The sequence below is a fragment of the Psychrobacter sp. TB15 genome (assembly GCF_000511655.1).
Taxonomy (GTDB): Bacteria; Pseudomonadota; Gammaproteobacteria; order Pseudomonadales; family Moraxellaceae; genus Psychrobacter; species Psychrobacter submarinus.
Window position 1 is genome coordinate 42,109 of record NZ_AYXN01000015.1, and the last position, 25,043, is coordinate 67,151.

The following is a 25,043-nucleotide window of genomic DNA, read 5'->3' on the forward strand; positions in this document are numbered from 1 at the left end:
AGGGTCGCGGTCAAATATTTCAAGTTTAAAAGCCCTATAAAAAGTTAAACAAAAAAACCGCTTAAGTTTCCTTAAGCGGTATCGTGACGTATTACATGTTTTATGTCAGAATCGAATGATAAGTTACAAACAGCTCGGCAAGTCACGAGCCGGATCGCTATCGCGAGCGGCCATCGCATCTTCGACGCTCAAGCCTAGCGCTTTGGCCACGCCTTCACCGTAAGCCGGCTCACACCAGTGACAGTTACGGATATGACGATACTTAATAAAGTCTAGCGCATCGCCCATCGCTCTTGCCGTATTATCGAACAGAGCCTGCTTTTGCTCATCATTCATCAAGTTAAACAGCGCACGCGGCTGGCTAAAGTAGTCATTATCATCTTCACGGAAGTCATAATGCTCAGCGTAGCCATCGATCTTTAGTGGCGGCTCAGCATACTGCGGCTGCTCTTGCCACTGCTCAAAGCTGTTTGGCGTATAGTGCGGACGACCGCCATAGTTGTCACCGACGCGCATGAGACCATCACGGTGATTGCTATGCACAGGGCAAGTCGCTTTATTGACTGGTATCTGCTTGTGGTTGACGCCAACGCGGTAACGCTGGGCATCAGCGTAGCTAAACAGACGTGCTTGGAGCATGCGATCTGGAGAGGCGCTGATACCAGGCACAAGATTATTCGGAGCAAACGCCGCTTGCTCAACATCGAGATGGTAGTTTTCAGCGTTTCTGTTAAGCTCAAACTCGCCAACTTCGATTAGTGGATAGTCACCTTTTGGCCAGACTTTGGTCAAATCAAATGGATGATACGGTACATTATCGGCCTCTGTTTCTGGCATGATTTGCACGTACATTTTCCACTTTGGGAAGTCGCCATTATCGATAGCATTGAGCAGATCTTCTTGATGGCTTTCACGATTGCTTGCGATGATATCAGCGGCCTCTTGATCGGTTAAGTTTTTGATACCTTGCTGAGTGACAAAGTGAAACTTGACCCAAAAACGCTCATTATCACTATTGATAAAGCTATAAGTGTGCGAGCCAAAACCATGCATATGTCTATACGAGGCGGGAATACCACGCTCGCTCATGGTGATGGTCACTTGATGCAAAGACTCTGGCAGTAGTGTCCAAAAGTCCCAGTTATTGGTCGCTGAACGCATATTAGTACGCGGATCACGTTTTACCGCTTTATTCAGATCAGGGAACTTACGCGGATCACGGACGAAGAATACCGGCGTATTATTACCAACTAAGTCCCAGATACCTTGTTCCGTATAGAACTTTAAGGCAAAACCGCGAATATCGCGCTCCGCGTCAGCTGCGCCGCGCTCGCCTGCGACGGTACTAAAGCGCGCAAACATCTGAGTCTGTTTACCGACTTCATCAAAGATTCCAGCGCGTGTATATCGAGTGATGTCATTGGTCACGGTAAAGGTACCAAACGCGCCCGAACCTTTGGCATGCATACGGCGTTCAGGAATAATTTCACGGTTGAGATCAGCAAGCTTTTCGTTCAGCCACAAGTCTTCTGCTAGTAGTGGACCACGCTTGCCAGCGGTTTTGCTATTTTCGTTATCAACAACAGGCGCGCCATTGCTCATCGTCAGCGGCGTTGCACTATAGGGGCATTTCTTGTCATTCATATTATCACTCATCGGGTTATTCCTTTAAATGGTCAATTAAATAAATAGTTAGTCGAAGTATAAGCGCTCTTGCGCTTTCCCATGCTTGCTTAAGATCTCGTTGCTAGTGCCTATTACACCTGAACTACTTTCATTTGTATAATAAATTAATTGTATCTTTTAGTTTTGTTTTAATAATCATAACATGAGATCGTTTGCTAATGAGTATCAACACTCATTTACTTCAACGCATAAAAAAGGACAGCGTAACAGCTGTCCTTTAAGGTATTAATAGAGTAAAAATAAGAGCGAAAAATAGTAGCTCATTTGCTAAATTAGCTGGGCATTGGACGAATGGTCAGAATTTGCTCACTACGACCAAACGGGCCGTGCACATCATGCAGCACCGCGCTCGTTAAGCCAATACCATCGCTGCCATACTGTTGTACCGCTTCAATACCAAGCCACTGTCCTTTTGGCGCTCGGTGCATATGGATTTGCAAGTCAGTGTTAGGGAACATCCACTCAAGCTTTGTCAGCCCAAGACCCAGTCTTTGTACCACGCCATTCGCCGTATCGACCATCCCTAATAGCTTCACTAGATCGCTGGTCGCCTCGCCTTCGATCATGTCCACGTCATTACTGATCCACACCATACCTTTTCCAGAACGTCGATCCGCTTCGGCAACTAAATGAACAGACTCAATAAACCCGCCCGGCCATTGTTTCATGCCTTCCCAAACTGGCAGCGCTTCGGGTTGATGCTTGGCAGGCGTATCCTCAAGACCTGCGATCTCGCTAGTGTCTTGGGTCATCAGTCGCCAAGCGCGCGCAATAATACAGTCGCGGCCACGACTAGTCATCACCGCTTCGATAAGCTCAATGGTTCTGCCAGGTCGAATACAGCGTGTGGTAATGGTAAAGTCGCTCAGCGGAATTAATCCCAAAATATCAAGACTAATACGGGCAATACGCATATTGTCTTGCGGCGCGAACTGGCTGAGCTCGTATGTGAGCAGCCCTGTCGCTGGCGCCATATGCTGCTCATGCTCGTTCCAAGCGCCTTGAACATTGCTGGTAGGCTGATAATAAGCGATACAACTGCCATCGGGCTGCTGCTCGCGTTTGTTAAACTGATAATACGCTAACATAGCGGTCCTATATTTTTATTTGTATTTTATCTAAAGTTTGCTTGGCTATTATGGTACCTGTATTTTAGTGACTATTACAGTACCCTTAATGCCTATGACAGTGCCTTATTGACTAAGCTGTTGTTTTCTTAACTTGAGAAGCCTACGACTTTTGAGAGTAAAGAAGAGCAAAACAATCATAACAGCGACAAGTACCCCATAAAAAACGCTGTACTCTTTTATAAAATGCATTAGGTCTAAGAAGAGTATTATGACCAATACGCCAATGACAAACATATTGATATTTAATTGTTTGTCAATTTCCTTAAGACTCGCCTCTGCTAGTACGAATCTTTTTCTCTGCTTTTTCATCTTACTTTACCTATGATAGATAGTTCTACGCTACTTGCCCACTTCAGTCACCGGAATACGTAGCGCTTTTGGCAGACTAAAGGTAACATTCTCTTCAATTCCAGAGAGCTCATCAGGCTGTTTGCCGCCCCAGTCCTGTAATTGTTGCAGCACTTCTTGGATGAGGACCTCAGGGGCTGATGCGCCCGCTGTGACCCCTACGGCCTCCACACCATCAAACCAAGATTGCTGGATCTCGCTGGCATTATCAATGAGGTAGGCCTTACAGTTCATGCGCTCGGCAAGCTCACGCAAGCGATTGGAGTTTGATGAGTTTGGCGAGCCGACGACTAATACCACCTCACAGCGACCTGCCAAGTCTTTGACCGCGTCTTGACGGTTTTGGGTGGCATAGCAGATATCGTCTTTTCGCGGCCCTTGGATGCTTGGGAATTTACTACGAAGTGCGTCTATCACTTTAGCCGTATCGTCCATCGACAGAGTCGTTTGGGTAACAAAGGCTAAGCGCTCAGCGTCTCTTACTGAAAGTTTAGCGACATCTTCTTCGTTTTCTACTAGATGAATATGGCCGCCATGTCCTCGATTAAAACGGCCCATCGTACCCTCAACTTCTGGGTGGCCGGCATGCCCAATCAGTACCGCATCCATGCCTTCGTGGGCGAACTTTGCCACCTCGATATGTACTTTTGTCACTAGCGGACAGGTAGCATCAAACACGGTGAGATCGCGGCGATTGGCTTCATCTTCGACCGCTTTTGACACTCCGTGCGCCGAAAATATCACAATAGCGCCATCTGGCACCTCGGTCAGCTCTTCGACAAATACCGCACCGCGATTGGCAAGGTCTGAGACCACAAACTTATTATGCACCACCTCATGGCGCACATAAATGGGCGGCTCAAAACGAGTCAACGCTTCGTTGACAATCGCAATGGCGCGATCCACGCCAGCACAAAACCCGCGTGGATTGGCAAGATAAATTTGCATAAGACAGCCTATCATTAGATAATTTGGAATCAGTAGTTTAGCACTTAATACTTAGATCAGTGCTCAAAAACGAATACTTACAAAAGGGTACTTAAAAAACGAGCTATTAAACTTAAATGATTACTCATCAGCATTTAAAAGAATCAATGCTGAAAAATTCAGTACTTAGACTCAGTGCTTAGATCAGTTATCTGGGCACAAATGCATAGATTCAACGCCCTCGCCCCTACTTTATCATAATATATTCTCATTACGCTTTAAAATGCTATCGCATCAGTATTATAATTGCCGGCACTATCAGCGACTTTATTAAAAAACAATTATCATCACTTTATTGGGAGACTTATGACGGGCTCATTGTTTATCATTACCGCGGCCTCTGGTACGGGTAAGACCTCTTTGGTCAAGCAGCTACTGGCGACCACTAATGACTTGACTGTCAGCATCTCTCACACCACTCGTGCGCCTCGTCCCGGTGAGATTGATGGTCATCACTATCATTTTATCGACAAAGAGGTATTTGTTTCTGCTATTGGCGAAGGCAAGTTTTTAGAGCACGCTGAGGTCTTTGGCAACTACTATGGTACTGCAGAAGCTAGCGTGCGTGCGCAGCTAGAGGCAGGTATCGACGTCATTTTGGAGATTGATTGGCAAGGGGCGCTGCAGGTCAAAAAGATATTTACTGATGCCACTATGATTTTTATCTTGCCGCCTAGCCTCTCAACGTTGCGCCAGCGCTTAGCGGGCCGAGCCCAAGACAGCGCCGAGGTAATCGAGCAGCGTCTGGCCGGCGCCGTCACTGAAATGGCGCAATACGTGCATTTCGACTATGTGATTATTAATGATAACTTTGAGGTGGCACTGACTGAGCTCAAAGCCATTATCGTCGCTGACAGACAGACGCTCAGTCGTCAGCAGCGTCATCATCGCCGTATTATCGACGCTTTACTGGCGAATGAGAGCGAAGAATAGCTTTAGATTCACTTTTGAGTAGCGCTCAAATGCTCATAGTCTGAATACAGTCTAAATACATTCTAAATATCGGTGGCTTGAGCGTTACTCATTTAAGGGTTATTAAAGTGCTAATAGCGACTTTGGGGCTTGAGTAATCAAGTACAAAAGCCATGACGCGACTGGCGAAAAAATGCTATAATAGCCAGTTATTCCCCCTATATCTTTCTATATTTTTGCTCCCATACATTAGCAGGCACCCTATTGGTGTATCATTTATCACCTCCACACTACCTGCTAATCCTAAATCACTGAGGTAATGAACTATGGCACGTGTCACGATTGAAGATTGCTTAGAGAATGTAGACAACCGTTTTGAGCTGGTACTTGTCGCTAGCAAACGCGCTCGCCAACTGGCAAAAGGTATTGCTGAGCCACTTGTTGAAGTTGACAATGACAAGCCAACAGTTTTAGCATTGCGCGAAATTGCTGATGGTAAAATCACCCGCGATATCCTAAACCAGCCTGAGCATAGTTTTGCAACGAGCTCATTGGATTTAGCGCTATCAGGTGATCATAGCTTTTAAAGATAGCTTCTAAAAAAAGATAGCTTAAATAGCTACTGATGCACTCAAGTAGCGCGATAAAACCACAGTTCTAAGCTGTGGTTTTTATGATTTAAAAAACTGTTTTTTGCTATTTACAGACTGAATGTGCTTAGTAGTTGACATTGTAGGCTATTTACGATTAATTAGAGAGTGAAAACCAAACTCGTATTAGAGTCTATTTTATTTACTTTTGGCTTGTTTTTTTAAATAATAGCCGCTAAATCCATTGCCAAGTTATAGGCGCCTCATAGTAGGCGCTCAGTCATAGGATAATCTTATATGAGCCAAACCCTTCCTAAGCTCAGTCATCGTCTAGTAGACGAGGCCCAATATAACTTGCTGCGCTCGGTTGGGTATTTAAGTCGGGACGATCGCCGCGACATTATCGATGCATGTGAGTTTGGTGATATCGCTCATATCAAAGACAAGCGCAAATCAGGTGAGCCCTATATTACTCATCCTATCGCGGTTGCTGAGATTTTGGCCGGTTTTCGTTTAGACCGTGATACGATTATCGCCGCAATTTTGCATGATACGGTTGAAGATACTGAAGTCACTGGCGAGCAGATTGAGCAGCGTTATGGCAAAGTCGTCGCCCGCTTGGTTGATGGTGTCACCAAGCTTAAGTCCTCAAAATACAATAAGCAGCAAAACAAAGCGGCAACCTTTCATAAAATTCTTACCGCAACCTTGTTAGATCCGCGCGTGTTGATTATCAAGTTATCAGACCGCCTGCATAACATGTCCACGCTCGATGCGGTCAGCACTGAAAAGCAGCGCGCCACCGCGCAAGAGACTTTAGATTTTTATGTGCCCTTCGCCCGCTTGATGGGCATCAATGACATTGCTGACTACATAGAGGTGCTCTGCTACCGCAATCTTAACTCTGAGATGTATAACAAGCTGTCTGATAAGCTGTTGCAGCACGGCCTTGGACGCAACTTTCAAAAAGAAGCCATCCATCGCTATCTGATTGTGGTATTGAACAACTTAGAGTTAAATGGTCACGTTAAAATCTTAGACAACCGCGTTGCTATGTACCGTCAGTTCTTTCGCAACCGCGGCGAGATTAATGCCCTACTTCGTCACTACTCTTTTGAGATCGTCCTCGATACGGTAGAGGCCTGTGATAAGCTGGCTTACTATTTCATCAAAAAATATCAAATCGAAGATGCGAATATTCAGGACAATATTCGCCGGCCGCTACCTGGCGGCAATCAATCTTTGACTTTACTTTATGAGCGTGACAATGATTGTATCAAAGTCGTCATTATGACCAAAAAGATGCAAAAGGCGGCGCGACTCGGCGTGATCGGTGCTGAGCATGCCTCTGATGTCAGCCAATCAGTGATTCAAGCCTCACTACGCAATATGAAAGAGCTGGTCGATGAAGAGACCTTAGATGAAAATAGTCCTGACTTTACCGCGGCGGTGTCTACGATTAACGAGCTGATGGACTATCTGCATTCAAGCAAAATCCTCTGCTATAGTCCGCAGGGCCGTGCCTATGAGCTGCCGCAAGGCGCAACGGCGCTCGACTTCGCTTATGCGGTTGGGCCTATGGTGGGTAATGTCGCTGTCGGCGCGAATATTGATAATGAAAAAGCCAAACTTGGGACGGTTGTCAAAAACGGACAGCTGGTCGAGATTGAAATTGATAGCGACTCTGAGCCCAAAGCGGAATGGCTTGGCTTTGTGGTCACCAATAAAGCCCGTAAGGAGATCTTGCGCTGGTTTAAAGACTTACCTACGAGTGAAAAGCAGCGTCATGGTCAACAAGCGCTAGATCGCGCTTTAAAAACGTACCATAAAAGCCTAGCGGACTTATACGATTCTGAGTGGAACAACCTACTTGAGTGGCGCGGTGTTGATGATAAAAACGTGCTGTTTGAGCAAATAAGCTCTGGCACTTTATTGCCGCAGCTCGTTGTTTCACGCTTATTTAGCGACGAGATGAGCAGTCTGCAAGCGGATGTCAGTGAAGCCTCGCAGCCGCAGCAGCTCATCGTCAATACTGCGGGTGTTGAGCTTGATTTTGCCAATTGTTGTCATCCTATTTATGGCGACCCAATCGTTGGCCACTTATCACGGCATGGGTTGGTCGTGCACCGGCATAAGTGTTTTTCGCTCGATGATATTCGTAAAGACAATCCTTACCAAATCATTCAGCTACAGTGGCGCGATGATAAAGCAGTTAAACAAAACGACTCTGATGATGCCGGTAATAAGATACGCTTTCCAGCTTATCTCAAACTCTCCATCTCGCTAAGCGATGAGCAAATCAGCGAAGTGGTTTATCATCTGCGCCAGTTAAATATCGGTGTAGAGACGATCGATGTACGTCACAGTGATACGATCGTTCATGTAGTCGTTCGCAGCCGGGTGCACTTAGCCCAAGGTATCCGTGAGCTAAGATCGCTATTAGGCTTCCCCAATATTATGCGTCTGTATCAGCTATAAAACTATCAAAATAACTTAACCCCTGTTTATTTATTATTCACTTCCTAAAAGGAATAACTATGAGTCGTCAAACTATTCAAACCGATAAAGCTCCTGCCGCTGTTGGCACTTACTCACAAGCAGTAAAGGTTGGTAATACGGTCTATATCTCAGGCCAGCTTGGTTTTGATCCTGATACTATGGAGCTAAAAGAAGGCTTTGAGGCGCAGGCCAAGCAAGTATTTGAGAATATTAAAGCCATTTGCGCGGCCGCTGGTGGTACTATCAATGATGTGGTTAAATTTAACGTCTCCTTGACCGATTTGAGCGATTTTGCGGCACTAAATGAGGTATTTGTAGCCAATCTAAGTGAGCCGTATCCTGCTCGCGCTGCGGTACAAGTAGCAGCCTTGCCAAAAGGCGGCGTGGTAGAGATTGAGTCAATTATGTATATAGAATAACGGATAGCGTCAAGTCTGAGAGTATCGAATCTGATAGCTCAAGACTACAGTCGTGAAGTCAAAGGCAACTTTATCAAGCTCAAAAGCTTAAGCCCAAAGCGCGGTTATCGATAACGGCAATTTGGGCTTGCTTATTTGTGCTACTCATATTACGCATAATAAAACGAGTACCCTCATCTATTGGTATGCTTCACTTATTAATATGTTTCTCTACACTTTAAACATCACCGAATTTAACTTTTAATAAGGCTGCGAGCGTCATTTATGTTAGTTCAAGTTGCTCTACCGGTTCCGCTTTATCGAGTATTTGATTATGGCGTGCCTGCAGACTTATCTTTGCCCAAAATCGGTAGCCGCGTCGAAGTCTCTTTTGGTAGGCAGACTTTGATCGGTATCGTCATCGCCCAAATTGAGCCAAGCGCAAGCGATGTTCCAATGGGTAAGCTCAAAGCCATTAATCAGTGCTTAGATGATGAACCTATCGTCGATAGCGCTATGCTTCGCCTTGCGTACTGGCTTGCGCGTTATTATCATTACCCTTTAGGCGATGTACTCGCTGTGATGCTGCCAAGCCTTGTGCGGCAAGGCAAACCGCTCGACTTGCTTATTACTCATTGGCGCATCCTGCCGCACGTCACCGATGCTGACTTTCATGCCAATGCGGTCAAGCAAAAACAGCAGTTCGACATGCTCAAGTTGCATGGCGAGCGCGGTGCGAGCGAAGATGTGTTATTACTCGAAGGAATGCAGCGCAGCTTTTTGAAGACGTTAGAAGACAAGGGCTTAATTGAGCGCTACATAGAGCACAAATCAGCGCCTAAGCCTGTGAGCTTAGCGAAGATGCCGCTTGATCTCAATGACGAGCAGCAGCAGGCGGTGGCGACGATTACTGCTGCTCATAGCGCTGAGCAGTATAAAGGTGTTTTACTCAACGGTATCACCGGTAGTGGTAAAACGGAAGTCTATTTGCAAGCGATGCAAGCGGTATTAGAAGCTGGCAAGCAAGTACTCATACTGGTGCCAGAGATTGGCCTAACGCCGCAGACGCGAGCGCGTTTTGCTAGCCGCTTTGCTGCGCAAATCGTGCTACTGCATTCAGGTATGACTAACACCTACCGTCTGCAAGGTTGGCAAGACTGCCGTACCGGTCACGCGCAAATCATCATCGGCACCCGCTCAGCTGTGCTGTATCCTTTTGCTAACTTAGGTCTGATCATCGTTGATGAGGCGCATGATAGCTCTTATAAGCAGCAAGACACCCTACGCTACCATGCAAGCGACGTGGCGCTATATCGCGGCCTGCAATATAAGATACCCGTCGTGCTCGGAACTGCGACCCCAACGCTTGAGCATCTAAAGCTTGTAGCAGATGGTAAGCTGATAGAGTGCCAGCTAACGACGCGTCCTGGCAGTGCCAAGCCTGCGACTATGCAGCTCATCGATGCCCGCCTGCAAACCACTCATCAACAAACTGCAGACGATGGCGCAAACTATGACACAGGTCTGACCGATGATCTCATCAAGGCTATTCGGCAAACGCTCGAAGCCGGCGAGCAGGTATTGATATTTCTAAATCGTCGCGGCTATGCGCCGGTATTACTCTGCGAAGCTTGTGGCTGGCAAGCAGACTGTCCACGCTGCGATGCGCATCTAACGGTGCATTATAGTCGTCAAAACCAAAGCAGCTCTTATTTAAAATGCCATCACTGTGATTGGCAAGCTTATATTCCAAATAGCTGTCCGGACTGCGCCAGTCAAAACTTAGATACCAAAGGGATGGGGACGACAAGACTTAGCGAAAACTTACATGCGCTGTTTGCTAATCCGCAAACCAGTAAAATACAATACCCGATTATTCAGATTGACCGCGACACCACGAGGCGTAAAGACAGCTGGGAGAATATCTATCAGCGTATTAACGAAGGTAAGCCGGCGATTCTAGTCGGCACGCAAATGGTGGCTAAAGGTCATCACTTTCCTAATGTCACGCTCGTCTGCTTGCCTAATGCTGATAGAGGTTTTTTATCTGCAGACTTTCGCTCGCCTGAGCATACCGCGCAGCTGATGATTCAAGTCGCGGGCCGTGCTGGACGCGGCGACAAGGCAGGACGCGTGCTGATCCAGACGCTACAGCCTGACAACGCGCTACTACTAAAGCTGGTAAAAGACGGCTACCTGTCATTTGCGCGGGATCTACTACAAGAGCGCAAAATGATGGGACTGCCGCCTCATACCCATGCCGCGCTGATTCGCTGCGAAGGCAAAACCCTAGCCGCCACCATGCAAGCGCTCAAAGATGCCATCGCTATCTTGCCCACTAACCACAATTTGGCCGTGCTCGGGCCCATCGATGCGCCCATGAGCAAAAAAAACAGCCGCTACCATGCCCAGCTACTCCTCATCGCCAAAGAGCGCGGACAGCTCCACCAAGTACTGAACCACTGGTGGCAACCCGTACTGGCGCTACCCAGCGCTAAATATCTAAAACTGACTTTAGATATCGACCCTGTCGGCTGGTAGGCTGACACCTCAAACCTATCACCGTTTCCTCTTATTATTCTTAGGCTCCTAAACGTATAGTCAGTTCAAAATAACATGGTGCTAAATTGAAGAGTGCTACTGGAATGAATGTTGCGCAGCCTCTGTAATAACAGCATGCAAGGAAAATTCATACCAGTAGCACGATGTCATTTTTGCAGTGACTCGACTATAGCTTACTGGCTGCATTTTTACATCGTCGTTACAGCTTCTAATACTCGGCTATGTTAGATTTATCATTAATCCTTGAAGTTATTTACCATAAGTCTTAATAAATTTGAGTAATGTTATGAGTCAAGAAGATCCCAGTCATAAGCAAAATAAGCATTTGCCTCCAAGTGAGCCTATTGATGTCTATAAAAACAACGATAGTAACTATACTGCTGGCAATCAAGACGCTCATGATCATGACTCTCACCTAGAGCAAAACACCGCGCCGAGAGATACCAAAGGCTATCAGCGTACGTTACTGATTAGCTTTGTGATCATCACAGGCTATATGTTTATCGAGGCGATTGGTGGCTTACTGACAGGCAGCTTGGCGTTACTCTCTGATGCAGGACACATGCTCAGCGACGCCATCGCCCTTGGTGCGACGTTGATGGCATTTAAAATCGGCGAAAAAGCCGCCACCCATCAAAAGACCTTTGGCTATAAACGCTTTGAGATTATCGTGGCCACCGTCAATGGTGCGACGCTAGTAATTATCGCCTTGATGATTTTTTATGAAGCGATCAAACGCCTTAACTCACCGCCTGAGATTGCTACCCAAGGTATGCTGATCATCGCTACTATCGGCATGCTTATTAATATCCTAGTGGCTTGGCTGATGCACCGAGGTAGCCGTAGTGGCGATAGCGGACACAGTCATGGAGAAAAACAAAACTCCTCTGACGCTAAAGAGCCTGTTAACCTCAATATGCAAAGCGCCTATCTACATGTCTTAAGTGACTTGATGGGCTCAGTGGCCGCTATTGTCGCCGCTTTACTGATGATGGGGTTTGGCTGGGTTTGGGCCGATGCCGCAGCGTCGGTGATCGTCGCGGTACTTATCTTAGTAAGTGGTTACCGCGTTGTACGTGATTCGGTACATGTCTTGATGGAGGGCACGCCAAAAGATATCTCATTAGACGCAGTCAAAGAGCGTCTGCTCGATCATAAGCAAGTCGAAAAGATTCATGACCTCCATATTTGGAGTATTACTAGTGGCCTAAACGCTTTATCTTGTCACGTGGTGGTCGATGGCGAGATGAGTATTACGGAGGCTAGTGTGCTGATTAGCGAGCTTGAACAGCGCTTGCAAGACTTAGGCATTAGTCATGCCACTATTCAGGTGGAGAGCCTATCGCATCCGCAGACGATGGCTCACAGTGATACGCTTGTTTGTGATATCTCCGAGCGAGCCGTCAGTGATAGCGGACATATCGGCCACAATCATTAACTAAAGATTTTAGTTTAAGGGTCCAATTATTTTTATGGATTTGAAAAATAGCGGTAAATCATGCTTAACCACCAAATGATAATGGCTAGCCAAATAAATAAGCCAGATACTAATAAGAGCCCCCTTATCCAAATATCTAAGCTTCCATTCATAACTTGTGGCCAATAAGCGGGCCCCATATTCGATACCATAATGAGCCAAAACCCAAACGCGAATGCCAGTATAGATATGAGTATGATACGGATGATATTCATGATGATTTTACCAACGCTTGCTAAACCAGAAACGCTTGCTAAACCAGAGTAGCGTTGTCGATGTTTGAATAAAGCCTCTTTTTAGGCATAGCGCTTCACAAACGTTATCTTGCAATATAGTCAGTTCAGAGTAAAAGTAAAATGACTATATGATTCATTATAAAGGTTTTAATGTAGATAAATGAAACCTGTAGCCGCTTATGCGGTTATAATGACGATAATTTTATCTATAATGAGCCGCTTTTTGCTATTATTTAGTAGAGATCGCAGCTTTATCAACGATTAATTTTTAATAATGAGCTATTGCCATGTCTAGACGCTCAGCACCTTTTGTTGCTCCCGACTACATCGATGATCCTGCTTCAAAGGACGGTAAGAAGCACGCCAAAGTGCTGCTATCAACGCTACAAGAAGATATCGCCAGCTTCCGTGATGAGCAGTTTCCGCCTGATATTCTACGGCAAATTCGCGATATGCCTATCTTTGAGGGTAATCTTAGCGAGGTGCAAGCTTATCAGCAGCGCTGGCAGAGCTTATTGGACCGTGCTAAGGAGTTTTATCCTGCCGCAGATATGCCCCCTGACCATCTGCCACTACCTGCCAGCCTAGAGATACCGCAGTTTATCTTTAATGTGCAGCGCTTACATCTGACCAAAACCCGCGCCAAAGAATCTAAAAGCTTTGGCTCAGTCAGCGCCTTGATGAATAAATGCGGTGAGTATACTGCGCAAGAGATTGAGCGTATGACTGCCGTATTTGAGACAGATGATGAAGCTAGGTTGGTTGCGCATCGAGAGTTTATTGATTTGCGCGCTTATGTGTTCTGCCGCGATAATAAAGGTGAGATGCTAGAGCCGGAGCGCGTTCGTTTTTATCGTACCGGTCTGATTGTGCATGCGTTGCCTGATTTTAAAATTGTGGATAGTCGGCAGACCCCGCGCAAACGCCGCAATGATGCTTATAGCAATCCTATTGCCAATAATGACGTCTGGAAAATTTATCGCAAAAAATAAGTCGCCTTTTTGCTATTGTGCTTAACCTTATACGCTTGAGACTGATTGATAAGGATTTACTATGTTCGCAGCCGCCGCCGGCTCTCCAAACTTAATGCTACAAGCGACTATCTTTTTGGGGGCAGCGCTACTGTTTGTGCCGCTTGGTAAGCGCTTCGGTATTGCAACCGTTTTGGGCTACCTGATTACTGGTTTGATATTAGGCCCAAGCGCGCTAGACGTCGCAGGCGACGCTGAGAGTTTGTTGCATTTTTCTGAATTTGGCGTGGTGATGCTACTGTTCATCATCGGTCTAGAACTACAGCCTTCGCGTCTGTGGGCGCTACGCCGCTCTATTTTTGTGTTAGGCGGTTTGCAAGTCGGCATGACTGGTATCGTGTTAATGGCGATTTTATATCAGTTTTTTGCATTACAGCTTGATACAGCTTTTATCGTTGGCTTTGGTTTAGCGCTTTCCTCTACCGCATTTGTGCTGCAAATATTGACCGAAAAGCAGCAGCTCTCAAGCACGCATGGCCGCGAAGCCTTTACTATCTTACTGTTTCAAGATATCGCCGTTATTCCACTGCTCGCTGTCATCCCCTTTTTATCAGGGGTACGCGAACAAAGCTATGACTTAATTTATTTTGCTAAAGTATTTATGGTTTTTGCTGGTTTGATTTTATCGAGTCGTTATATTGTCAGACCTTTCTTTAAGTTCGTGGCCTCTAGCGGCGCAGCCGAGCTGTTAACGGCGGTAGCGTTATTTATCGTAATGGGCGTCTCTATTTTAATGGAGCAGATCGGTCTTTCCATGGCTTTAGGTGCATTTTTGACCGGTGTATTGCTAGCAGATTCAGAGTACCGTCACGAGTTAGAGGCGAGTATTGAGCCGTTTAAAGGACTGCTGTTAGGTCTGTTCTTTATGTCGGTAGGCATGCTGACAGATGTCAAGCTTATCCTGGCTAAGCCGGTGCTTATTGTCGGCTGTGCTTTGGCATTGATGGTCATCAAATTCGGCGTGGTAACGGCTATCGCCAAAGTATCAGGTAACCGCTTACCGACGAGCATCCGGCTTGGGGTGACGTTAGCGCAAGGCGGCGAGTTTGCCTTTGTACTCTTTAGCGTAGCAAGTGCGCAGAATGTCTTAAGGCCGGAGCTGGCCAATATGCTAAATCTGGTAGTGACTATCTCTATGGCGCTTACGCCATTTGCGTTTTTATTACTCGAAAAAGCAGGCGAACCTTTATTTGCAAAAAGTAAGCCCAAGCGCGACTACGACACTATTCCTGATCACGAGCATCAAGTCATTATCGCCGGTTTCGGCCGTATCGGTCAGATTATTGGCCGGGTACTGCGCATGCACAATATCGAATTTACCGCCATTGAGCGCTCAGCGAACCGCGTGGATTTTGTACGTAAATTTGGTAATAAAGTCTATTATGGCGATCCCAAAAACCCTGAGATTCTGCGCGCCGCTGGCATCAATAAAGCGAGGTTATTTATTTTGGCCATCGATGATCTAGAGCGCTCTATTACCACTGCTGAGTATTTACGTAAGAATTATCCAGATTTGATTGTTTTAGCGCGAGCGCGGGATAGGCAGCATTACTACCGTCTGCGTGAGGTTGGGGTTCGTCATATATGGCGCGAGACTTATTTATCCTCCTTAGATATGTCGCGTGAGTCCTTGCAGTTATTGGGCATCTCCCCTGAAAAAGCGCGCGAAACGGTGCAGACTTTCCGCGATTACGACGATGATTTGATCGAACGCCAGCAGGCCATCTATGATGATGAAGCAAGCCTTATCGAATCGGCGCAGTCGGCGATGGCTGAGCTTGAGAGTCTCTTCGATGAAGATATAGATAAAGCGCGCAAAATGGACTTAAGCGAATTTTATGAAGAGCTTAAAAACCAAGCCACGCCAGTTGATAAGGATCAAGACCCTCTGCCCCATTCAAAAAACTAATGCTTAATCAGCCACGCAATAGGCCGGCGCTTGCTTTTCATTTAATGAGCTCGTGCAGCGCCAATTCTCCTCATTTGGTAGATGATAAAACACCAGTGTCTGACCGTTCAAATAGCGCAGTGGAAACCTGACATTTTGGATAGTACCTGTCACGGTACAGTCGGTTTCTGGCACGCTTGGCGTTTGCGTATCAATGCGCACTTGTATTTTTGGGTTGCTAGTCGCTATCGGCAGCTGAGTAGGACACTCGCCTGTTTGCTGATAAGCTAGAGCCACCTGATTTTGTGCGGTTTTGGTGATATCGTAAGCATCGAATAGCACTTCGTTTTCTTTTGGCTTTGCGATAATAGGTAAAAACTGCACCTTGATGACCGTTAAGGCAAACACAAAAATAGCGAATCCCAGTCCTAAACCAAATAAGCTGACGCCGCCTTCACGCCGTAGTATGGCTTTTTGCGCTGTCTCATCACGCGGATGATCGTCTAAAGCATCGGCGATCTCACGCCTTGCCATTCGGTAGTAATAAGCGTCTGTCCAGCGCGCCACCATAAATGACCAAAACAACCAAATGATAGCGGCAATCGCGATACGCAGCGGCATCTGATAAGCCAGCGGAATAAAAGACATCGCCGCAAATTCAACAAAGACTAAAACGATAGTAATGGTGAGCTGAATAAATGACCAACCGGCGACACTGTAGACGATCGCATCGATGTAACGTTTGCGATAGAGCAGCCAAAAAAAGGTCATAAAAAAGGCGGCCCAATGCCACTTAGGAGACAGATATCCTTGCTCATCGAACTGCTCAAAGCGCTTGAGGTAATAGTCTTGGCTACGGTGGCTGATAAACCACTGGTCTAGCTGCTTGCGCCGAGCAGCGGTCAGCTCTTCTCGGTAGAAAGGGGGCGGCGTATCCGTCTCGATAAATAGCATGGTAGTGGCCCTATTGTTATTTTAAGCATTGGGGCTTTTTTAGAGAGGCTGAAAGGTCGTATTAAACGTGTTTGTCTAATAAAAATAGAGCACTTAAAAATAGTAAACTTAGGATATAGCTTAAACTAACTAGCATTAGTATAACTATTATAAGATATCGCCAAGCTCAATGCATCCACTAGTCAAATGCTAACCGGCTTTTAGGCTCGCAGTTTAAGACGGCGTTGGAGCTGCCTTTGACTAATCCAAGCCTTTAAATGCTGTTCGCGCTTTTGCTCGCTATATTTCGCTTAAAAACCCAATAGATTTAACCTATAATACCTGTCTACTTATTACTTTATAAAGTCTTAGCCATATTATGAGCTCACAATCTCCCTCCGATCATTCTATTGACACTCCAGTCGCCAGCCCAGTAGATCATTCAGTAGACAATAGCAGCGATAGCCGCTCTGAAGCCGTTAGTACGGCCTCTACAACTGATGACAAGGAGGCTAATAACGATAAGCATATGCGTATTGTGAATACTTTTATGAAGCGCCGCACGCATATGAATAAAAACGCGGAGCAAGCGTTAACCGATCCCAAGTTTGCAGAATATCTAGTCAACAACAGTTTTGGCGATGGTAATCTTGACGGCATTGATGATCTACGTGTCTTATTCAATGATAGTCCAAACGGTAGCAATGCGCCGCTCACAGTAGAGATAGGTTTTGGGCTCGGGGACTCTTTGATTGAGATGGCGATAGCCGATCCGACTCGCAACTTCATCGGTGTTGAGGTGCATGAGCCTGGTATTGGTAAATGCGCTTATATGGCAGGCACGCAAAATCTGACTAGTATCAAAATTATCAACGGCGACGCCATACAACTGCTCAAGCAGCTCCCTGAAAACCATATCGATCGTATTCAGCTCTACTTCCCAGATCCTTGGCGCAAAAAACGCCATTTTAAGCGCCGCTTTGTTAGTGCTGAGCGTATGGCGATTGTCACCCGCACTCTAAAACCGGGCGGCTGGTTTCATACCGCAACAGACTGGGAGCATTACGCTTTTTGGATGCTAGAAGTACTCGATAACTTTGCAGGACTGAGCAATCAAGCCGGTACAGGCAACTTTACACCTCGTCCTGATTTTCGCCCGATGACTAAGTTTGAGCGCCGCGGTATCGACCGTGATCATGGCGTATGGGATTTGATTTATACGAAAGACTAGGGCGTGTTGAACATTCACAAGAAGGCACTGCTGATAGCTAAAATCGTTCTAGTCTAAGGGAAAATTGCAGGTAATGCAGATGCCTTAGCTAAATTTTTACAACGACTAGGGCGATTTTAGCATCAGCCCTAACTACAACAACAGGGACAGGACTATTTTTTGCCGCTTTATTGATAAAAATAGACGCTTAGAACGACTAAACTTACCATTTTTATCTGCAAATCGTCTAAAAAATAGTCTCTGTCAGTGCCACGGTCGAATGTTCAACACGCCCTAGTCGCCATCAGACGCCCTATAGTCAATATCTAAAACCTTATTTACGTACCATAAGCGACTGCTACCAACAGTCGCTTTTTTGCATCTTGAGCTCTTCTATTTAGGGTTTTGCTGCGAAATGCTAAGACGTCTCAAATTTTTACTAACAAATAGACAAATTATCTCCCTTTTTAAATGTGAAACCTTATGCTCAAAAGACTCTCAAGCCGATATGTTTAAGGTGTTTATATCAAAAATTGATAGACTCTAATAATTTTCAAATTTGTGCAATCATCGATATAATAAGGGGTTGCAGAGTTCTCCCCAGAAGCTGTGGATAACCCTGTGGATAACTAGGTACTTGACAAGGATATGAGTCGATAGCTTAACGCTTTAGGTAAAATTGGTCATTTTTTATACAATTTATTTTTATAATAAAATCAATTACTTACACTTAATTTAAAACAATAAAAAATTATTTATAATTATTTTAAAATAAATTTGATTGCCGCAAATGTTTCACAGCGAGCAAAATTTTATTTTATTTTTGCTGTGGACAACTATATTTGCTCTTGACAAATCTGTATTTTTTCAGAGCGCACAAATCATACTATTTACTCTTCATTCAGGCTAGCTGAGCGCTAATAAAAACCTATAAAAACTATAAAAGTTAGGCGACATCTATTGTCGTTTAGAGTGAGACAAACTCATTATTTAGCTTGGATTTTGTTATAATTACCTCATCTAATAATCAAACAAAAAGCGCATCCTTATAGGCTTTTAGTTTTTAACTCTATCATTTGCTTAGTAATTTTTATAAAGGTTTTATCAGGAGTTAGTCAGTACAGTAGCTACTCTGCTGACGACTACGCTCTAAACTTAATTTTACTGCTAACGCTATTTTTTTTACTGTATAGTAAAGATAGCTATCTAAGTCATAGCTCTAACCGTTTCGACTATTTTGGGCTTATAAAGACTATCCCAACTCACTTACTCTGTTTACTTAGTCACTCTTATATCTTAAAACATCACTTGTAAATTCATTACTGACAAGGAGTCCATTATGGACGACAACAAAGCAAAAGCACTCAAAGCAGCACTAGGACAAATCGAGAAGCAATTCGGTAAGAACACTATTATGCATCTCGGTGACGATTCTGTTGCTATGGATGTCGATGTAGTCTCAACAGGCTCTCTAGGCTTAGATATTGCCTTAGGAATTGGCGGCCTACCTAAAGGCCGTATCATTGAAATCTATGGCCCTGAGAGCTCAGGTAAAACCACCATGACGCTACAAACGATCGCTCAATGCCAAAAGCAAGGCGGTACTTGTGCCTTTATCGATGCTGAGCACGCGCTTGATCCGGTTTATGCCCGTAAGTTAGGCATTAATACGGACGACTTATTGATTTCCCAGCCTGATAATGGCGAGCAGGCACTTGAGATTACCGATATGTTAGTACGCTCAGGCGCTATCGATATGATCGTGATTGACTCGGTCGCCGCTCTCACGCCACGTGCGGAGATTGAGGGTGAGATGGGCGATTCGCATATGGGCTTGCAGGCGCGTCTGATGAGCCAAGCACTACGTAAAATCACTGGTAATGCTAAACGCTCCAACTGTATGGTGGTGTTTATTAACCAGATTCGTATGAAGATTGGCGTCATGTTTGGTAGTCCAGAGACCACGACAGGTGGTAACGCATTGAAGTTTTATTCTTCGGTGCGGATGGATATTCGCCGTATCGGCGCGGTCAAAAACGGTGATGACATCATCGGTAACCAAACTCGCGTTAAAGTCATCAAAAACAAAATGGCGCCGCCGTTCCGCCAAGCCGAATTTGAGATTACTTATGGCGAAGGTACCAACCATTTAGCTGAAGTCATTGACCTTGGCGTTGAGATTGGCGCAGTAGGCAAAGCGGGCTCTTGGTATAGCTACGGCGATGAAAAGATTGGTCAAGGTAAAGCCAACTCAGTGCTCTATCTCAAAGAAAACCCTGCCATCGCAGAAGAGATAGAAGCTAAGATTCGTGCAGAAAAGTTAGGGTCAGGGACACAAGAACAGCCCGAAGCTAATGACGAAGATATAGACGCCGGTCAGGACTTAGAAGCATCGCCTATACAGTAATGGCTTAAGCACAAAAATCTTCATGCTATTGAATAGCTTATAGGTTAAAAATGCAGATTAAAACATTAGCTGAAATTCTAGCCGAGTCGGACACCGACTCGGCTAGTTCTGCTGCTAGCAGTAAACCAAAACGTCATAATAATAAAAGCTCAACTACCAAAAATACCGAGCTATTTAATCGCAGAAAATCAAAAAAAGCACAGCGCGTAAAGCAACAAAGCGCAGAGCCTTTTTCTGAGAAGAAAACTCATACTACATCCACTGATGAGAGTGACAAAAGCTTTTTTGCAGAGGATTCTTCAAGCTTTGATGCTTTATCCCAATCTTCAAATAAATCATTAGCTAAACCTTCATCAAATTCCCTTAAATCAAAATCAAAAAAACGCAAAAAGCGCTTCCATGCTGCAGCAATTTTTGTCGCTGAGCACAATGATGCGCCCGCTTACGTGCCGCCAGACTCACAAAGCATTCAGCAGATGCTAGCTGAAGTTAAGCGCAAGGTACATACAGATGAAGATCATACAGACGGCAGTAGTGACGAAGCAGATAGCTCTCACGATATCGCCAAACAAGTAACCGATAATATTGCGACGTCTCTTGATCAAGAGAACACAGAAGCGTCTACAGCGGCGTTCACGGCTTGCGAGATAGACAACCTACCCCCGGCGCTTAAAGCTTACCTGCGCACCCCTGAACAAAAGCAAGCCGAGCTCGATGCTATCAAAGCTGAGAGCCGTTTGCGCTGGTTGGCTTTTTATTATCTGTCACGGCGTGAGTACGGTAAGGCGGAGCTCAAACAAAAGCTTATCGACAAAGAGCAAGACCCGGATAGTATTGATAAGCTGCTTGCTGAATTTGAAGAGAAAGGTTATCAAAGTGACTACCGCACTACCCTTATGCTAATTCGTGAAAACATTCGTAAAGGCCGCGGCCGTCAGCGTATCAAGCAGGAGTTTTATAAAAAGCAAATCACTATGCCAAGCAATATTGATGAGCTCATTGATATGGCAAATAGTGAGTCTGAAGAGTTTCGCGAGTTCGTTGATCCTGATGACAGCTTAGTTGAGGGGGTTGATTGGCTCAAACTAGCGGTAGAGGCTCGCACTAAGAAGTATGGTGACACTATACCAGTGGAGCAAAAAGAAAAAGCTAAGCAGCTGCGATTTTTGCAGTATCGCGGCTTTAAGACGGACATCTGTTTTCAAGCGCTTAACTATACTTTAGAAACTTTGGATGAGCGCTTTTAACCGTGACTCATCTAATTCTAACACTCAGATACCTATTAATAATAGCCAAGCACTTTCCACCATATCATACCTGCCCCTATCCAAATCACCAGATTGACCACACTCATGATAGCGCCGATGCCCCACCACTTTTTTAAGGTTACATACCCTGAGTTAAAGATGACGGGGGCGGTGCCGGTCGCATAATGAGTGAGGGTCATCATAATGTTGCCCGCTGCTGCCAAAATCAGCGCGTATAGCATGGGCGGCGCTCCTAAGCTCAGCCCAACGGCATAAAAGGCGGCAAATAAAGCGGTGATATGCGCAGTCGTACTTGCAAAGAAGTAATGAATGTACAAATACACCAGCGTCAAAATCGCCACGGCACCTACCCAGCCCAGACCCGTCGTACCAATCATCGCCTCGATATTATCAGAAAACCAGCGAATCAAGCCAAGCTCATTCAGATAAGCGGCCATCATAATCAAGGCACCAAACCAGATGATGGTATCCCAAGCAGATTTTTCTTTGAGAATATCCTCCCACGTCAGCACCCCAGTCAATATCAAAGTCGTCAGACCGATAAAAGCCGTCGTCGTGGAATCGACGCTGTATTGCTCACCCAATAGCAGCGCTGGGATATTGGCCCAGAGTAGTAGCATCAGGCCAAACACACCGAGCATGATTTTTTCTTGGCGGCTGATGCTACCCATGTCTGCCAAATTGTCTTTTGCAAAACCTTTAGCGTCGGGTGTGACTTTGACATCAGGTGGATAGATCAGATAAATCACCAAGGGCATCACCACTAAACACAGGATGCCCGGCACAAACATCGCCACTGCCCACGTTGTCCACGACAGCTGAATGTTGCCGCCTGTGGCTTTATTTACCAGATCTACCACTAAAGGGTTGGGCGCGGTCGCGGTGATAAACATCCCTGAGGTAATCGGATTGGCATGGTAATTGACCATTGCCAGATAGCGACCAATTTTATTTTGCGTGCCTTCCTCTGGCGTTGAATGAAAGCTTTGGGCGATAGATTTCATAATAGGATGAATAATACCGCCACCACGCGCGGTATTCGACGGCGTGATAGGCGCTATCATCAGCTCAGCCGCCGTCAATGAGTATGCGACTCCGATGGTTTTTTTGCCAAAGATAGAAATAAAATAATAAGCAATGCGGCGACCAAGACCGGTTTTGATAAGGCCGCGCGATATCATCACTGCGATACCAATCAACCATATCAGCGGGCTTGAATAGCTAGAGAGCGCATCATTGATGGCTTGTTTTGGGCTGTCACTGGTCACACCCGTCAAAGCCACGAGCGTCACGGCGATGACCGCTATCGCCCCGATGGGTAGTACTTTACCAATAATGGCAGCGATGGTGGCGATAAATAAAGCCAGCATGTGCCATGCGTCAGCGGTGACGCCCGTCGGTACAGGAATGACAAACCAGATGATAAGACCTACGACGATGGCAATAGCGGCTTGGATCGGCTTAAACGGCATGCGTCAGTATCCTATGCAGTGGCTGATACCCTCATCTTATAAGATTACCAGCACCGTTGCGCATTTGTTCACCATTTTTAACATATCTATGTAGTATGTATTATTGAAGTCCTCACAATAAAAAAGAGCACGCTATACAAACGTGCTCTTTTGGCCGCTATCTGCTGTCTGCGTAAGAAGTAGCGGCAGACTACACAGTTAAAGGTAGCTATAACACAAACATGGGGCCATTATCGTAAAGTGCCTAGACGGTTGGACAACTGACCGATAATCTGATCAATCTCTTGATTCGCTTCTTCCTCATTATCTAAGTTACCATTTGGGGTCAGCTGATTCATTACCTCAGGTAACAGCTCTGCTAGCCCTTGGCGAACTTCGCTATCATTAGCGCCGGTTTGCGCGGCCACTTGCTGAATCTCGTTTTCGTCAAATAGACGATTGATCTCATTAGGATCTAAGTTATCATTAGGCTCACTATTGCTCATCCAAGAGCGCGCTTGTGCTTCATGGCCCATACCAGTAATCTTCGATAACGCACCGCTGAGACCGCCATTGCGCTGTATCCAGCTTAGCACCATCGGCATCAGCGCGGCTATTAGCATACCCTTACCGCCAAAGCCGCCTCTACTACGTTGACCACCGCCAAGCACACTGCCTAAGATATCGCCAAGGCCGCCTGCACCTGAGCTCATACTGCCGCGCTGTGCGCCGCCGCCTAAGCCACCTAATAGATCATCTAGACCGAAGCCATTATCTGCTTGACGGCCGTATTGCTGCGGATTATAGCCACCTGCTTGGTTACTAGCGCCTGCCGAACCGCCGAGCACACTGCCCAATATATCACCAAGACCACCAGTACGGCGCGGGCTGGTGCGCTGATTGATCGGATTACGCTGCGCATCATTTGGATCCATAGCACTACGCGCGACTTGCGAAACTAAATTTCCTAATAAACTCATAACTCTCTCCTTTTATCGTTATATTTGTTTTCAACAGCCCTAATATAACAAATCCATTTATATAGCTAGAGAGGTGTTTTGTTATGGCTTGTATCGTCTAGTAGCTTATAGATTTAGGGCGTGCTGAACATTCGACCGTGGTACTTTAATCGCTTTGAGTGGCGCCATCGACACTATTAGCTAATACGCTCAGCTGTCGCCACTGCTCAGCGCTCACTTGATCGCGGAATATGGTCACGGTAAAGGGCCGCTGATAAGGTTCAGTTATTATCAGGGTTAAATGTATCAACCACGGATAGTGATGGGCTGTAGAGAGCGTAGCTTGCCAAAGCTCGTCAGCGCGTCCGGTACGCATCAGCAGCTGCCAACCTAGATCGATGCGTTTGCTCATTGGAGGCTGACTAAGATGCATTAAGATTGGCCTTGATAAAGCCAAATAACTCACAACCGCAGCAGCTACCAGCAAAATGAGCACATATTGCCAAAGCCATAATTTCGCTAACCAAGCGAGTAGAATAATAATAGCTGTCAAACTGCCATATAATAAGGCACGCAAATAGCTAGTAGGCTGTACAGGAGTATCAATCCGTAACGATAAGCGCGACATGGTCATCTAATTATCCAGCAAATTGCGTAAAGTAGAGCCGAGTGATTAATACCTGTACAGTTTAGCGCACACCTGTACAGTTTAGCACAGTGCCTAACGCATTAAGTCCTTACTAGGTTAAGTCCTTACTATGACGCCAAGTCTTAATTTTATTGACTAGCTCCCAAACCGCAGCGTCATCCGGCTGACTTTGATTGGTAAAATAATCTAATAAATCAGGGTCTTCATATGTGAGCAGCTCAGCAAAGGTAGCTTGCTCGGCAGTATCAGCCGCTAGATAAAGCTCTTTTACGTAAGGATCAATATAAAAATCTAGCTCTTTGAGGCCGCGACGGGCTTGATAAATAATACGGCGCTGTTCAGCGGTAGGCTCGGGTTGGGTAGTCATAAATAACTCTTTAGTCGTTAACGCGCTTGCTGGTTAAGCGCTTATTATTAATAAT

19 protein-coding genes are annotated in these 25,043 nt (G+C 45.7%); 11 read left to right on the forward strand and 8 right to left on the reverse strand.

Going from position 1 to position 25,043, the window contains the following annotated elements; translation table 11 throughout:
* Window positions 1-123 precede the first annotated feature (123 nt).
* The 3 genes from W234_RS0102990 to ispH all read right to left on the reverse strand — a co-directional run bounded on the left by W234_RS0102990 (window position 124) and on the right by ispH (window position 4,112).
* Complete coding sequence (locus W234_RS0102990; protein WP_025644602.1) at window positions 124-1,644, reverse strand: catalase; 1,521 nt, start codon at window positions 1,642-1,644, stop codon at window positions 124-126.
* A gap of 314 nt (window positions 1,645-1,958) precedes the next feature.
* Window positions 1,959-2,774 (reverse strand): thioesterase family protein, encoded by an 816-nt coding sequence (locus tag W234_RS0102995; RefSeq protein WP_025644604.1) that lies wholly within the window; start codon window positions 2,772-2,774, stop codon window positions 1,959-1,961.
* A gap of 381 nt (window positions 2,775-3,155) precedes the next feature.
* Window positions 3,156-4,112, reverse strand: coding sequence for a 4-hydroxy-3-methylbut-2-enyl diphosphate reductase (gene ispH, locus W234_RS0103005; RefSeq protein ID WP_025644608.1), 957 nt, complete (start codon window positions 4,110-4,112; stop codon window positions 3,156-3,158).
* A gap of 345 nt (window positions 4,113-4,457) precedes the next feature.
* Here ispH and gmk point away from each other — a divergent pair, with 345 nt between their 5' ends.
* The 8 genes from gmk (at window position 4,458) to W234_RS0103045 (ending at window position 15,765) form a co-directional block, all read left to right on the forward strand.
* Window positions 4,458-5,084, forward strand: coding sequence for a guanylate kinase (gmk, locus tag W234_RS0103010; RefSeq protein WP_025644610.1), 627 nt, complete (start codon window positions 4,458-4,460; stop codon window positions 5,082-5,084).
* A 305-nt stretch (window positions 5,085-5,389) separates the two neighbouring features.
* On the forward strand, window positions 5,390-5,650 hold the full coding sequence (rpoZ, locus tag W234_RS0103015; protein ID WP_025644612.1) for a DNA-directed RNA polymerase subunit omega: 261 nt from the start codon (window positions 5,390-5,392) through the stop codon (window positions 5,648-5,650).
* Between the two features lie 300 nt (window positions 5,651-5,950).
* Complete coding sequence (locus tag W234_RS0103020) at window positions 5,951-8,131, forward strand: RelA/SpoT family protein (RefSeq protein ID WP_025644614.1); 2,181 nt, start codon at window positions 5,951-5,953, stop codon at window positions 8,129-8,131.
* A gap of 59 nt (window positions 8,132-8,190) precedes the next feature.
* Complete coding sequence (locus W234_RS0103025; RefSeq protein ID WP_025644615.1) at window positions 8,191-8,571, forward strand: Rid family detoxifying hydrolase; 381 nt, start codon at window positions 8,191-8,193, stop codon at window positions 8,569-8,571.
* Window positions 8,572-8,835: 264 nt separating this feature from the next.
* Window positions 8,836-11,091, forward strand: a complete 2,256-nt coding sequence (locus W234_RS0103030) for a primosomal protein N' (protein ID WP_025644617.1) — start codon at window positions 8,836-8,838, stop codon at window positions 11,089-11,091.
* A 307-nt stretch (window positions 11,092-11,398) separates the two neighbouring features.
* Complete coding sequence (locus W234_RS0103035; protein WP_025644619.1) at window positions 11,399-12,550, forward strand: cation diffusion facilitator family transporter; 1,152 nt, start codon at window positions 11,399-11,401, stop codon at window positions 12,548-12,550.
* Window positions 12,551-13,112: 562 nt separating this feature from the next.
* The gene (locus W234_RS0103040) at window positions 13,113-13,817 is read left to right on the forward strand and encodes a hypothetical protein (RefSeq protein ID WP_025644622.1); all 705 of its coding nucleotides are present in this window, start codon (window positions 13,113-13,115) and stop codon (window positions 13,815-13,817) included.
* 61 nt (window positions 13,818-13,878) lie between these two features.
* A complete protein-coding gene (locus W234_RS0103045; RefSeq protein WP_025644623.1) occupies window positions 13,879-15,765 on the forward strand; it encodes a monovalent cation:proton antiporter-2 (CPA2) family protein in 1,887 nt (628 codons plus the stop codon).
* Window positions 15,766-15,768: 3 nt separating this feature from the next.
* Here the strand turns inward: W234_RS0103045 and W234_RS0103050 are convergent, their stop codons facing one another.
* Entirely contained in the window at window positions 15,769-16,698 is a 930-nt protein-coding gene (locus tag W234_RS0103050) for a DUF2628 domain-containing protein (protein WP_025644625.1), read from the reverse strand.
* Window positions 16,699-17,206: 508 nt separating this feature from the next.
* On the opposite strand from W234_RS0103050, the gene trmB reads away from it, so the two are divergent.
* The 3 genes from trmB (at window position 17,207) to W234_RS0103065 (ending at window position 21,541) form a co-directional block, all read left to right on the forward strand.
* A complete protein-coding gene (gene trmB, locus W234_RS0103055; RefSeq protein ID WP_264673170.1) occupies window positions 17,207-17,908 on the forward strand; it encodes a tRNA (guanosine(46)-N7)-methyltransferase TrmB in 702 nt (233 codons plus the stop codon).
* Window positions 17,909-19,226: 1,318 nt separating this feature from the next.
* Window positions 19,227-20,294 (forward strand): recombinase RecA, encoded by a 1,068-nt coding sequence (gene recA, locus W234_RS0103060; protein WP_025644629.1) that lies wholly within the window; start codon window positions 19,227-19,229, stop codon window positions 20,292-20,294.
* A gap of 50 nt (window positions 20,295-20,344) precedes the next feature.
* Window positions 20,345-21,541, forward strand: a complete 1,197-nt coding sequence (locus tag W234_RS0103065; RefSeq protein ID WP_025644631.1) for a regulatory protein RecX — start codon at window positions 20,345-20,347, stop codon at window positions 21,539-21,541.
* Window positions 21,542-21,576: 35 nt separating this feature from the next.
* On the opposite strand, the gene W234_RS0103070 is transcribed toward W234_RS0103065, so the two are convergent.
* The 4 genes from W234_RS0103070 to W234_RS0103085 all read right to left on the reverse strand — a co-directional run bounded on the left by W234_RS0103070 (window position 21,577) and on the right by W234_RS0103085 (window position 24,988).
* Window positions 21,577-23,034, reverse strand: a complete 1,458-nt coding sequence (locus W234_RS0103070; protein ID WP_025644633.1) for an anion permease — start codon at window positions 23,032-23,034, stop codon at window positions 21,577-21,579.
* Window positions 23,035-23,264: 230 nt separating this feature from the next.
* Window positions 23,265-23,993, reverse strand: a complete 729-nt coding sequence (locus tag W234_RS0103075; protein WP_025644635.1) for a YidB family protein — start codon at window positions 23,991-23,993, stop codon at window positions 23,265-23,267.
* Window positions 23,994-24,138: 145 nt separating this feature from the next.
* Window positions 24,139-24,606, reverse strand: a complete 468-nt coding sequence (locus W234_RS0103080; RefSeq protein ID WP_227501896.1) for a protein YgfX — start codon at window positions 24,604-24,606, stop codon at window positions 24,139-24,141.
* A 106-nt stretch (window positions 24,607-24,712) separates the two neighbouring features.
* Window positions 24,713-24,988, reverse strand: coding sequence for a succinate dehydrogenase assembly factor 2 (locus W234_RS0103085; protein WP_025644638.1), 276 nt, complete (start codon window positions 24,986-24,988; stop codon window positions 24,713-24,715).
* Window positions 24,989-25,043 lie beyond the last annotated feature (55 nt).